Source organism: Enterobacter sp. 4974935, from assembly GCF_058661735.1.
In genome coordinates this window covers 3047426-3060639 of the sequence record NZ_JBZWGT010000003.1, presented here as the reverse complement: position 1 = coordinate 3060639, position 13214 = coordinate 3047426, and the positions used below count along the sequence as shown (strand labels likewise).

The window sequence follows — 13214 nt, the reverse complement described above, 5'->3', positions numbered from 1 at the left end:
TTATTTTGCGTCGTGAGCATGTTCATTTTCGCGGCAATCCCCTTCAGCACAGTGACCGTACAGGTACAGGCTGTGGTTGGTCAGGCGGATGCCATGACGGGCGGCGATTTCACGCTGGCGTGATTCAATGGAATCATCGCTAAATTCAATGACCTTGCCACAGTCGAGGCAGATCAGGTGATCGTGGTGGTGTTGCTGAGTCAGCTCGAACACGGATTTACCGCCTTCGAAATTATGACGAGTAACAATGCCCGCGTCATCAAACTGGTTCAGCACACGATAGACGGTTGCCAGCCCAATCTCTTCACCCATATCGATAAGACGCTTATAAAGGTCTTCCGCACTGACATGGTGATTGTCTGGCCCCTGAAGCACTTCAAGGATTTTTAACCGAGGAAGCGTTACTTTCAGGCCAGCTTTCTTTAATGCGGTATTGTTGTCAGTCATGCGGAATCTGTCCTGTTGCTAAACGATTCACTTCAAAAGAAGAAGTGACAGAAAATGCACTTGGGATAATGCGTCTCATTATAGAACTGCCATGGCTAAATGAAAACTGCAAGTCTCAAGCAAAGTATGCTTATAAAAACGTGGTATCACCAACAAACTTGTTCGATGGCACCCACTTTTTACCAGGGGGATATTGTACAGGTCTGGACGAAAAAGTTAAAAGTTTGTAGCAATTAATTTAATCGGTTTTACCTGGACAACGGGCGCAACCGGAGTTGCGCCGCAGGGATATCAGGCGTTAAGGATATCGTCCAGGTTCAGCTCTTCACGAACCTGCTTAACCCATTTTTCTACACGCTCTGCGGTCAGCTCTGGCTGACGGTCTTCATCAATGGCAAGGCCAACGAAGTGATCGTCATCTGCCAGACCTTTGGAAGCTTCGAAGTGGTAACCCGCTGTTGGCCAGTGACCAACGATCGCCGCACCGCGCGGCTCAATGATGTCGCGAATAGTGCCCAGCGCATCACAGAAATACTCAGCGTAGTCTTCCTGATCGCCACAGCCAAACAGGGCAACCAGCTTGCCGTTGAAGTCGACTTCTTCCAGCGTCGGGAAGAAATCGTCCCAGTCACACTGTGCTTCACCGTAGTACCAGGTCGGGATGCCCAACAGCAGGATGTCATAGCCCTCGAGATCTTCTTTGCTGCTCTTGGCGATGTCATGCACATCAGCAACGTCTTTACCGAGCTGTTTTTGAATGTTTTTTGCGATATTTTCAGTATTGCCGGTATCACTGCCAAAGAAAATGCCGATGATTGCCATGAGTAAAATAACCTCTTGAAACTTAATGGTATGGTGGCGCAAATTGTCCACGGATAAGGGCAATAATAGCAGAACAGGCAACCCTGCGGAAACAGCTATCACGCAGGACTGCACTCTGTGCTACATGAAAAAGGTAATATTGGGGATTTTCTGACTCACGCCTTGCCGCGTAACGTCTCAAGCTGGGCGATCAGCATCTCTTCGATCAGTTCGCTGCGGCTGATGTTGCGCGCGTCAGCTAACTCGTTAAGCGCATCGACGGCATCGGCATTCAGCTTGAGTTCGACACGCTTAAGCCCACGATTTTTATCGCGTTTAAGCTGGTTGCGTTTATTGATACGCAGCTGTTCATCGCGCGAAAGCGGATTCGTTTTCGGTCGTCCCGGTCGACGCTCATTCGCGAACAGATCTAGTGTCGTACGGTCCGTTTGTTCTTTGGCCATGATTCTGAGACTTCGGGGGAAACACGCCGCCCTGCTAATGCCCGGGCGATAAGCGCGCCATCATACATCACCCATATCCACACGCCAACGACTGGAAGCCCGTCGTCTTCCGGTCGCTGGCTTTTTAATCAATTCGCTGTATCAGTAAGATAGCGGCGAATGGCGCGCAGGACCGCATCCGGTTTTTCCGCGTGGACCCAGTGCCCGGCACCGGCGATGACGTGAGCGCGAGCCTGCGGAAATTGCGCCAGCAGCGTGTCACGGTACGCGTCAGTGACGTAAGGGGAGTTGCCGCCGCGAATAAAGAGGGTAGGGTGCGGCCAGGCGGGGACATTTTCCCACCCCACAATATGCGAATACTGATCCCACAGTACCGGGACGTTAAAGCGCCATTGTCCGTCAACAAAGGATTTCAGCAGGAACTGGACTACGCCTTCTTCATCGAGATGCTCGCGCATAACGGCTGCCGCCTGCTGGCGTGTGGAGACGCCTGACTCTGTCACGGCATTGATCGCAGCGAAAATCTCATCGTGACGGCGAACGTCGTAATTGACGGGCGCAACGTCAATGACCACCAGACCGGAAATTCGCTCAGGGGCCAGCGCTGTAAGCGCCATCACCGCTTTACCGCCCATTGAATGCCCGATGAGCGTCGCTTTCTGGATATTATTCGCATCGAGGGTGTCCCGCAGATCCTGCGCCATGGCTGCGTAGGTCATCTCCTCCGAGCGCCCTGAAAGACCGTGATTGCGCATATCAACCTGGAGGATCTCGTGATCGGTCACTAAATCGCGCGCCAGCACGCCCAGGTTATCCAGGCTACCAAACAGGCCGTGAACCAGTACGATGGGAGAATTATTGTTCGGCGATTGTGCAGTTTGCGCTCGGGTATTCAATTTCATGGCAAAGTTCTTTTTTTAGGTTTGTCAGGTTAGGGTATCATGTTGACCATTCTGCCGCCCGGGGGCAAGGATCCAGTTTAATCTGACTTTTGCCGCCAACCTGGTTTGACGCTATCCGCTGTTGGGATTAGACCTTATAATCTCAACGACTTGTATTCAGATAAGATATCGCACTGGATTAAGATGAAAACAATCGAAGTTGATGACGAACTCTATCAGTATATTGCCAGCCAGACGCGGCATATTGGGGAGAGCGCGTCCGACATTTTACGGCGCATGCTTAAAATTTCCGCCGCCTCACAGCCCACTCCTGTCACTAAAGATGTCGTGTCTCAGCCGAGCGTTGTTGCACAAGTAAAACCTGCCGTCATGCCGGCAAAAGACAAAGTGCGCGCGATGCGCGAGCTGCTGCTGTCCGATGAATATGCAGAGCAGAAAAAGGCGGTTAACCGCTTTATGCTGGTGCTGTCTACACTTTATTCACTGGATAACAACGCATTTGCAGAAGCGACAGAGTCGCTGCACGGTCGCACGCGCGTTTACTTCGCAGGTGACGAGCAGACCCTGCTGCAAAATGGCAACCAAACCAAACCCAAACATGTTCCCGGTACGCCATACTGGGTGATCACCAATACCAATACGGGCCGCAAGTGCAGCATGATCGAACATATCATGCAGTCCATGCAGTTCCCGGCGGAATTGATCGAAAAGGTTTGCGGTACAATTTAACCCTTGCATCAGAAGGACCAGGCAATGGCAAATCACAGCCGTGCAGGACAACCTGCACAACAACGCGATTTGATTAACGTCGCTCAACTGACCGCGCAGTACTACGTGCTGAAGCCGGTGGTGGGCAACGCAGAACACGCAGTGAAGTTTGGTACATCTGGCCACCGCGGCAGCGCGGCGCGTCATAGCTTTAACGAACCGCACATTCTGGCCATTGCTCAGGCCATCGCGGAAGAGCGCGCCAAAAATGGCGTCACCGGTCCGTGCTATGTTGGGAAAGATACCCACGCCCTGTCTGAACCTGCCTTTATCTCCGTGCTGGAAGTACTGGCGGCAAACGGCGTAGACGTGATTGTTCAGGAGAACAACGGTTTCACGCCAACGCCTGCGGTTTCTAACGCTATTCTGGTACATAACAAAAAAGGTGGCGCGCAGGCGGACGGTATTGTGATCACCCCGTCCCACAACCCACCGGAAGATGGCGGCATCAAGTACAACCCACCTAACGGTGGCCCGGCGGATACCAACGTCACGAAAGTGGTGGAAGATCGCGCCAACGCGTTACTGGCTAACGGTCTGAACGGCGTGAAGCGCATCTCGCTGGATGAAGCCATGGCGTCCGGCCACGTGAAAGAGCAGGATCTGGTGCAGCCGTTCGTGGAAGGGCTGGCGGATATCGTCGATATGGCCGCTATCCAGAAAGCCGGTCTGAAGCTGGGCGTGGATCCGCTGGGCGGCTCCGGTATTGAATACTGGAAACGCATTGCCGATCACTACAAGCTGGATCTGACCATCGTGAACGATCACGTCGATCAGACCTTCCGCTTTATGCACCTGGACAAAGACGGCGCGATCCGTATGGACTGCTCCTCCGAATGCGCAATGGCTGGCCTGCTGGCGCTGCGCGACAAGTTCGACCTGGCGTTTGCCAACGACCCGGACTACGACCGCCACGGTATCGTCACCCCCGCTGGGCTGATGAACCCGAACCACTACCTGGCTGTTGCGATTAACTATCTCTTCCAGCACCGTCCGCAGTGGGGCAAAGAGGTTGCGGTGGGTAAAACGCTGGTCTCTTCCGCCATGATTGACCGTGTGGTCGATGCGCTAGGCCGCAAGCTGGTGGAAGTGCCGGTGGGCTTCAAGTGGTTTGTTGACGGTCTGCACGACGGCAGCTTCGGCTTTGGTGGTGAAGAGAGCGCGGGGGCATCCTTCCTGCGCTTCGACGGCACCCCATGGTCAACCGATAAAGACGGCATCATCATGTGCCTGCTGGCGGCGGAAATCACCGCGGTTACCGGTAAGAACCCGCAGGAACATTACAACGACCTGGCAGCACGCTTTGGTGCGCCAAGCTATAACCGTATTCAGGCTGGCGCGACCTCTGCTCAGAAAGCCGCTCTGTCCAAACTCTCTCCGGAGATGGTCAGCGCCAGCACCCTGGCAGGTGACCCGATCACCGCGCGTCTGACGGCGGCACCGGGTAACGGCGCATCCATCGGCGGCCTGAAGGTGATGACCGAAAACGGCTGGTTCGCCGCGCGTCCATCCGGTACGGAAGATGCGTATAAAATCTATTGCGAAAGCTTCCTCGGCGCTGAGCACCGCCAGCAGATTGAGAAAGAAGCGGTAGAGATTGTCAGCGAAGTGCTGAAAAACGCGTAAATAGTGTCTGGTGCGGGCTGATGCCCTCACCCCGGCCCTCTCCCACAGGGAGAGGGAGAAAACATTGATCTCGTAGGCCCGGTAAGCGTTAGCGCCACCGGGCTTCTTTTTTAACTATGCTTATTCTTCAGTTCAAATCTCGGCGATACCAGACCGTACAGCGTCCAGCCCATAAAGGTCACCATCGCGCCATACAGCATCGCCTCCTGACCGGACGAGTAGAGCGCATAGAAGCTGTAAATCGCCCCAATCAGCGCCACGATATTGGCCGCCCGGGCTTTGCGCGGATCCACCTTCGCCACCTTCTGAATAATCACCAGTGCCGCCATCGACAGAATGTACGGAATGATGTTCGTCACCACCGCCAGGTTGACCAGTACATTAAACTGGCTGTTCAGTGACGGGCTGATGGTCATCAGCGACAAACCGCTCTGGAAAATCACAATCGCCAGCATACCCTGTACCGGCGCATCCGCTTTGGTGACGCGGGAGAAGATTTTCGGGAAATAACCTTCGTCAGCGGAGGATTTGAATACCTGGGCGATGGTGAACTGCCAGCCCAGCAGCGAGCCGCAGCAGGACATCACCATCAGTCCCATGATCACTTTCCCTACCTCTGGCGTAAACATCTGCGCAAACGCCAGCCCGAACGGCGCCGTGGAGTTGGCGAGATCCATGTTGGGCACAATTCCCGCAATCACGTTGGTTGAGACGATATAGATCACCGCCGCCCCCAGCGTCCCGCCGAGTACCGCGATCGGCACATTTTTCTCCGGGTTTTCCACCACTTCCGCATTCGCACAGGCTGACTCCAGCCCGAGGAAAGCCCATAGCGTCATGGCGATGGACGATCCCACGGCGGTAAAGAACGGCACGTGGTGCGGGTTCCAGGAATTGGTGTACAGCGTCGGGCTGAACCAGAACCAGCCGATGATGCACAGACCGACTACCGGAATGATCACGCCCCAGACGGTGATGCTGCTGAGCTGTCCGGTGATGCGCGCGCCGCCAAAGTTGGCGACGGTGCAGATCCACAGCACGCCGATGGTCGCCAGCCCAATCTGCACCGGGGTCAGCGTCGCGCCAAACAGCTCCGTACCGTAACCGACAGCGGAGATGGCAATCGCCACGTTGGCGATCAGCAGCGACACGCCGTAGGTATAGTTGGCCATAAAGTTACCGGACTTACCAAACGCATATTCGGCATAGCCGCCCATGCCGCCAGACTTACGGCTGAACATCCCGCACTTGGCAAACGCCCACGCCAGCGCCATTGAGCCGACTGCCGTTACCAGCCAGGAGATAATCGAAATCGTCCCCACTTCAGCGAGCTTAGTGGGCAGCATGATGATCCCGGACCCCATCATATTCACCATGGTGAGGATAGTGAGTTGTACCACGCCCATCTTGTTGGACTTACTCATAATTTTTCTCCTTTCAGCAGAGACGGCTGAGCGGCGGGTTGTTTAATGACGTAGCAGCGCACCTGTTTGCGCCCGTCACACTCCTCGACGTAAACCCCCTGTAACTCCGGCGCAAAGCCCGGCAGCAGATTGATCCCGTCTTCCAGCGCTGCGAAATAGCGCAGCACGGAACCGCCCCAGACTTCCCCCGGAACCACGCACAACACCCCCGGTGGGTAAGGCAGCGCGCCTTCCGCGGCGATACGGCCTTCCGCGTCGCGCAGTGACACCAGCTCGACCTCACCGCGCAGATAGGCATAGTTCGCCTCCTGCGGGTTCATCATGACGCGCGGGAAGTGAGACTTGCGGAACATCTCTTTCTGCAACTGCTTCACGTTATGGCGGGCGTAGAGGTCGTGCATCTCCTGACAAATCTGACGCAGGGTATAATCCGCATAACGTTCCGGATGTTGCTTATAAAGAGAGGGCAGAACCTCTTTCAGCGGCACATCGCTCTGGAGCAGTTTTTCGAAGCGCACCAGCTGGGCGACGAGCTGCTGCAATTTGCCCATGTCCTCCGCCGGGGTGAGCAGGAACAGAATGGAATTGAGGTCGCATTTTTCCGGCACGATGCCGTTTTCACGCAGGAAGTTGGCGAGGATGGTGGCGGGCACGCCGAAATCATCATACTCGCCGGTGCGGGCGTTGATGCCTGGCGTGGTCAGCAGCAGTTTGCAGGGATCGATAAAATACTGATGCTCGGCATATCCCTCAAAGGCGTGCCAGCGTTCGCCCGGAACGAAATGGAAGAAGCGCAGATCGGTGGCGATCTCCGCCGTATCCCAGCTTTCCCACGGACGGCCATCCACCGTCTCCGGCACGAACGGGCGAATAAACTGACAGTTCTGAAGGATCAGTTTTCGCGCTTCGATACCCGTCACCACGCAGTCCATCCACATGTTGCGCCCACTTTGCCCCTCGTGCATGCGGGCGTTGATATCCAGGGCGGCAAACAGCGGATAAAACGGGCTGGTGGAGGCGTGCATCATAAAGGCGTTGTTGAGGCGCTTATGCGGGACATAGCGCGGCTGGCCTTTTATGTGGCTGTCCTTCTTATGGATTTGCGAGGTTTGCGAGAAGCCCGCCTGCTGCTTATGCACCGACTGGGTAACCAGAATGCCCGGATCGTTTTCGTTCAGCTCCAGCAGCAGCGGCGAGCAGTCGGCCATCATCGGGATAAACTGCTCGTAACCCACCCAGGCGGAGTCAAACAGGATGTAATCGCACAGGTGACCAATCTTATCCACCACCTGACGGGCGTTATAAATGGTACCGTCGTAGGTGCCCAGCTGGATCACCGCCAGACGGAAGGGACGTTCATCCCGCGCGCGACCAGGCGCGACCTCTGACACCAGTTCCCGCAGGTAACTCTCGTCGAAACAGTGTGCGTCAATACCGCCGATAAACCCGTACGGGTTGCGCGCTGTTTCCAGATACACCGGCGTCGCTCCCGCCTGTAACAGTGCTCCGTGGTGATTAGATTTATGGTTATTGCGATCGAACAGCACCAGATCGCTTGGCGTGAGCAGGGCATTGAGCACCACCTTATTGGAAGAGGAGGTGCCGTTCAGCACGAAGTAGGTTTTATCCGCATTAAAGACTTTTGCCGCATGCTGTTGGGCGATGCATGGCGCACCTTCATGGATCAGCAGATCGCCCATTGCCACGTCGGCATTGCACAGATCGGCGCGGAAAAGCGTTTCGCCAAAGAAATCGACAAACTGGTTTCCGGCCGGATGGCGGCGGAAGAACTGACCTCCCTGATGTCCGGGGCAGTCAAACGCGCTGTTCCCCTGCTGGACGTAATCGACCAGCGCGCGGAAGAACGGCGGACGGAGCTGGGTTTCGTACTTCTGCGCAGCCGCTTCAAGCTGGCGTCCGTAGTACGCATTGCTGGTGTCGGAGTACTCAAAAACGCCGTGAATACGCGACAAAAATTCAGCCGGAACCCTTTCTTCTTTATGCGTGGCAATAAACACCGGAATACCGAATCCCGTGGCTTCTATTTCTTCTATGGCGCCATTGAAAATATCACTGACGGCCAGAACCACGGCTGCCACATCAATATAATCCGATGCGGTGATATCCACGATCTCGCGCGAAGTGGTAAAGCATTCAGGGCAGGCACGGCTGACGGCAATTTTTAACGTTTTCATCTTTATCTCTTTATTTCAGGCAATATGGGTCCCTCGACTTCTTGCGGTAAAGAAATCGATTTTTTCCGGGAAAAAAAGCAAAGCGTGTCCGCTGATACGAAATCAGTTAATTGCTTTTTTGCTGAGTAGAATTCAGTCCGCCCGGTTGCGGAGAATCTGAATCACAAGGAATGAGCGCAGGTGTTCACAGGCAACAGCCTGTAAAATAGCGTTTTTCAGGATAACCTGTAAGCAGATGCGCCAGAAGTCGAAGGACTACCGGGCGTTAAAGAGATGAAAGTCAAAACAGTTTCGGTGGGCAAACATCATGATATGTGTTGTCCGCCTTATATGGGGCATTAAACGATTATTGTTTTCCATGTTCATTTTCCTTTCAGTAATTGAAAGCACGGTCATTTTATCCAGGAAAAAGGGATTAACTGTGAAACAGATCACCAATAACCGATCATTTCAGAAATAATTAGTCGTTATGAGTGAATAACGCAGATCAAAATGCTGTTTTGTTGGTTTGGTGTTAAATTGGTGTTCTAATTATGTTTAGTGAGGGCGAATATAGGCATGAAAATAATCTCGGCGTTATTTTCATGGCTATATTCAGGCTGGTGTGTTCTTTATTTAAAATTAAAGTGAATACTTATTCAGATCATAAACCGATATCCGATACCGGTTTCTGTTAATAAATGACGAGGACGCGCGGGATCGGCTTCAAGTTTCTGGCGAAGGTGTCCCATATAAATGCGTAAATAGTGACTATGTTCGACAGCATTCGGTCCCCAGACCTGGCTTAACAGCTGTCGCTGCGTTAACACTTTTCCATGGTTACTGAGCAACACGGCCAGCAGACGAAACTCGATAGGCGTAAGGTGGATCTCTTCTTCCCCTCGCACGATGCGGCGGGCGGCAAGATCGACGCGGATATCGCCAAAGACGTACACCGGTTCAGAAGGAGTGGTGGCACTGTGTCGACGCAGCGCCACACGCAGCCGGGCCTGTAACTCGCCAATGCCAAACGGTTTGATCAGATAATCATCCGCTCCGGCATCCAGCGCGGCGATTTTATCCGTCTCTTCGGTGCGGGCAGAGAGCACCAGAATGGGCATCTGGCTCCACTGACGCACCTCACGAATAAAATCGATGCCATCGCCATCCGGGAGTCCCAGATCCAGGATCACCAGATCTGGCTTGCGGGTGGCGGCTTCAATTAACCCCCGTTGAAGCGTTCCGGCTTCATGAACGCGCAAACCGTCGCCTTCCAGCGCGGTACGCAGAAATCGGCTGATAGCGAGCTCATCTTCAACAATCAGAACGTTAATCACAAATCCTCTGGTAATTCATCAAGTTCTGGTGGAGTTTCAAGAGGAAGTGTAACACAAAAGCGTGCCCCACCTTCCGGGCGGTTCTCTGCGGAAATGGTGCCGCCATGCACGTCAACAATCGCCTGGCAGATCGCCAGCCCCAGCCCGACGCCCGGAATGGCAGATTCCTTATTACCGCGCGCAAATTTTTCGAATATGGCGCGCTCCTGGCCGGCCGGAATACCCGGCCCGGTATCCCAGACATCGAGCCGCAGCACACGTTTATCCACCCTGGCAGCAATCCCCAGCCGGGCCTTTGCCCCGGCGTATTTAGCGGCATTTTCCAGAAGATTAATCAGCACGCGCTCAAACAGCGGGCCATCCACATGGATTAACGTCAGGGGTTCCGGCATGTCCAGCTCGATATGGCGCCCGCCGAGACCCGGCTCCAGCATCTTCAGCGCACTGCCGACAACCTCCTCAAGGGTGAGCCACTCTTTTTTGAGGTTAAACCCGCCGGACTGAATGCGCGCCATGTCCAGCAGGTTGTTCACCAGACGCGTGGTATTTAGCACGTGCTGACGAATTTCGCTGGCCTGCATCGCATGTTTTGATCCTTCCGCCGCCAGATCCAGCGTCAGAATTTCGGACTGGCCAAACAGCACGGTAAGCGGGGTGCGCAAATCGTGAGACAGCGCTGCCAGCAGCGAATTGCGAATACTTTCGCGCTCGCTTGCCAGCCGCGCCTGCTCTTCGCTGGCGGTGAGCGCCAGCCGTTCAAGGGCGCTGGCGACCAGCAGGGTGAAGGTTTCCAGCAGGCGCTGCTGCTCAGGGATCATCAGCTGACGCAGGTTAGACGGCTCGACGATGACCAGCCCGTGATTTTTATCCGCGCTGCGCAGCGGCAGGATCTGGTAAGGCACCCCGGGCAGAGTGTCGGTGCCGGCACCGGCAGGTAAACCCTTATCAAAGCTCCAGCGGGCAATCGCTTCATCCCAGGGCGTCATCCCCGAAGGGGAGGTCAGCGGGCGAAGGCGCCCCTGCTCGTCGGGGAGCAAAATCAGGTTACTGGCATGAAAGGTCGAACGGATAAACTGCTCGCTGGTCTGGACGATATCCTGCTGCGTGCGGCCGACCGCCAGCGATTTTGACATCTCATACAGATGGCGGGTGCGCTGCTCGCGATAGCGGGCAATGCGTGCCTGGTAGCGCACGCCTGCCGTCAGATTCCCGATCACCAGCCCGACGGTAAGCATCACGGCAAAGGTCAGAATGTACTGCACGTCCGAGACAGCAAGCGTCCCGCGCGGAGCGATAAAAAAGAGGTCGAAGCTGATGACGTTGATCACCGTTGCCAGCACCGACGGCCAGCGGCCATAAAAGAGCGCGACCACAACGACGCCCAGCAGATAAATCATGACCAGATTGGCGGCATCGAAGGCGATTAGCCACTGGCTGGCAATCACCGTAATCAGGGCGCAAAGGACCACGGCCACCAGGCAGCCCCGGATCTGGACGCGCCATTTATCGCCAAAGGTGCGTGCGTCCGGCGTACGGCCGGGCAGGGGGGCGGGCTTGTCATCCAGCGCGACGATGACTAAATCCAGATCCGGCGCGCGGCGTGCCAGCCTGTCGGCAAAAGATTCGCGGCTAAACCAGCGGCGATGCTGGCGACGTCCAATGACAATCTTGCCCAGGTTATGCTCGCGCGCGTAGCGCAGAATGGCTTTATCTTCTTGCGGATCGGACAGGGTTGCGGTTTCGGCACCCAGCTCCTGCGCCAGCCGCAGCGCGCTCAAAATGGCGCGACGCTGATTTTCCGGCAGGCCGTGAAGCTGTGGCGTTTCGACATACACCGCGTGCCAGACGCTGCCAAACTTCGCCGCAAGCCGGGCGGCGGTGCGGACCAGTTTTTCATTGCCGCTGCCGTGACCAATGCATAACAGAATGGCGTCACGCGTGTGCCAGACGCGCTCCCGCCCCTGCAGGTCTCGCCAGGCGCGCATCTGGTCATCCACGCGATCGGCGGTGCGGCGCAGGGCCAGCTCGCGCAGGGCAATCAGGTTTCCTTTGCGGAAAAAATGTTCGATGGCGCGTTCGGCCTGGCCGGCAATATACACCTTGCCTTCGTGCAGGCGCTGGCGCAGATCGTCCGGCGGCAGGTCAACCAGTACGACTTCATCGGCAGAATCAAAAAACGGATCGGGGACGGTTTCCCGCACCTGGATACCGGTTACCCCGCTTACCACGTCGTTCAGGCTTTCCAGATGCTGAACATTCACCGTAGTGAAGACGTCGATGCCGGCTTCAAGCAGCTCCTCAACATCCTGCCAGCGCTTCGGGTGGCGTGAACCAGGCGCGTTGCTGTGCGCCAGTTCGTCCATCAGGATCAGCGCGGGGCGGCGGGCGAGGGCGGCATCAAGATCGAACTCCGTGACCAGCCGCCCGCGATGGCTGATACGCTGGGGCGGCTGCGTCGCCAGCCCCGTCAGCAGCGCAGCCGTCTCTTTGCGACCGTGGGTTTCCACCACGCCGATGAGAATATCAAGCCCCTGCGCCCGAAGCCGCTGGGCTTCCGTCAGCATGGCGAAGGTTTTCCCGACGCCCGCGCAGGCGCCGAAGAAAATTTTCAGCTTGCCGCGGTGGGCTTCAGCCGTTTGTTCAAGCAGCCTGTCCGGATCCGGGCGCATGGGCTCATCGGTCATTTAGTTCTTCCTTAGCGCATCCAGCGCCAGATTCAGCTCAACAATGTTCACTACCGGCATGCCGATGAAGCTGACCAGCGGCTTTTGCGTATGTTCTGCAACCAGCTGGCTCACCTGCTCGACGGTCAGCTGACGGGCGGCGGCCACGCGTGGGATCTGCCACGCCGCTGCGTCCGGCGTCAGGCTGTAATCCAGCCCGCTCGCGGAGGCGGTGACCAGCTCAACCGGCACCTCACGGCTGGCCTGCGGATTCGCGGCGCGCAGGGCGGCAACGCGTTCAGCAACGGCTTTGTCCAGGTCAGGATTACTGCCAGCCAGATTGCTGCCGCCGGAGGCCATTGGATTATACGGGCTTTCCGCAGTGGCGGAAGGGCGTCCCTGGAAGTAGCGCGGGTCCGTAAAGTTTTGCCCAATCAGACGCGAGCCGCGGTTTTCACCGTTCTGGATAATCAGCGAGCCGTTGGCCTGGTCCTCAAACCACCACTGGCCCAGCGCGGTTGTCATCAGCGGGTAAAGCCCGCCGGTAATCAGAGACAGCAGAATAAACAACAGTATAGCGGGACGTAACATCGTCATGAGATTCACCT

At 55.9% G+C, this 13214-nt stretch carries 12 protein-coding genes; 2 read left to right on the top strand and 10 right to left on the bottom strand.

The features are described from left to right. From fur to ybfF, 4 genes are all read right to left on the bottom strand, one after another. Positions 1-447: a ferric iron uptake transcriptional regulator gene (fur, locus tag AC4OVS_RS15955; RefSeq protein ID WP_003858655.1), complete on the bottom strand. Its 447-nt coding sequence runs from the start codon at positions 445-447 to the stop codon at positions 1-3. A gap of 291 nt (positions 448-738) precedes the next feature. Next, positions 739-1269, bottom strand: coding sequence for a flavodoxin FldA (gene fldA, locus AC4OVS_RS15950; RefSeq protein WP_003858653.1), 531 nt, complete (start codon positions 1267-1269; stop codon positions 739-741). 155 nt (positions 1270-1424) lie between these two features. Then, entirely contained in the window at positions 1425-1712 is a 288-nt protein-coding gene (gene ybfE / locus AC4OVS_RS15945; RefSeq protein ID WP_003858652.1) for a LexA regulated protein, read from the bottom strand. 128 nt (positions 1713-1840) lie between these two features. Beyond that, complete coding sequence (gene ybfF, locus AC4OVS_RS15940) at positions 1841-2614, bottom strand: esterase (protein ID WP_022647446.1); 774 nt, start codon at positions 2612-2614, stop codon at positions 1841-1843. A 183-nt stretch (positions 2615-2797) separates the two neighbouring features. Between ybfF and seqA the strand changes: the two genes are divergently transcribed. Then, on the top strand, positions 2798-3343 hold the full coding sequence (gene seqA / locus AC4OVS_RS15935) for a replication initiation negative regulator SeqA (RefSeq protein ID WP_003858650.1): 546 nt from the start codon (positions 2798-2800) through the stop codon (positions 3341-3343). Positions 3344-3367: 24 nt separating this feature from the next. Continuing rightward, positions 3368-5008, top strand: coding sequence for a phosphoglucomutase (alpha-D-glucose-1,6-bisphosphate-dependent) (gene pgm, locus AC4OVS_RS15930; protein ID WP_045621787.1), 1641 nt, complete (start codon positions 3368-3370; stop codon positions 5006-5008). Positions 5009-5118: 110 nt separating this feature from the next. Here the strand turns inward: pgm and potE are convergent, their stop codons facing one another. From potE to kdpC, 6 genes are all read right to left on the bottom strand, one after another. After that, on the bottom strand, positions 5119-6432 hold the full coding sequence (gene potE / locus AC4OVS_RS15925) for a putrescine-ornithine antiporter (protein WP_045268241.1): 1314 nt from the start codon (positions 6430-6432) through the stop codon (positions 5119-5121). After that, entirely contained in the window at positions 6429-8627 is a 2199-nt protein-coding gene (gene speF / locus AC4OVS_RS15920; protein ID WP_491922561.1) for an ornithine decarboxylase SpeF, read from the bottom strand. The genes potE and speF overlap by 4 nt, the downstream gene beginning before the upstream one ends. A 255-nt stretch (positions 8628-8882) precedes the next feature. Beyond that, the gene (gene speFL, locus AC4OVS_RS15915; protein ID WP_003858645.1) at positions 8883-8987 is read right to left on the bottom strand and encodes a leader peptide SpeFL; all 105 of its coding nucleotides are present in this window, start codon (positions 8985-8987) and stop codon (positions 8883-8885) included. Positions 8988-9265: 278 nt separating this feature from the next. Further along, positions 9266-9943, bottom strand: a complete 678-nt coding sequence (kdpE, locus tag AC4OVS_RS15910) for a two-component system response regulator KdpE (protein ID WP_022647450.1) — start codon at positions 9941-9943, stop codon at positions 9266-9268. After that, positions 9940-12627: a two-component system sensor histidine kinase KdpD gene (kdpD, locus tag AC4OVS_RS15905; RefSeq protein WP_069596364.1), complete on the bottom strand. Its 2688-nt coding sequence runs from the start codon at positions 12625-12627 to the stop codon at positions 9940-9942. The genes kdpE and kdpD overlap by 4 nt, the downstream gene beginning before the upstream one ends. Beyond that, positions 12628-13203, bottom strand: coding sequence for a potassium-transporting ATPase subunit KdpC (gene kdpC / locus AC4OVS_RS15900; RefSeq protein ID WP_022647452.1), 576 nt, complete (start codon positions 13201-13203; stop codon positions 12628-12630). Positions 13204-13214 lie beyond the last annotated feature (11 nt).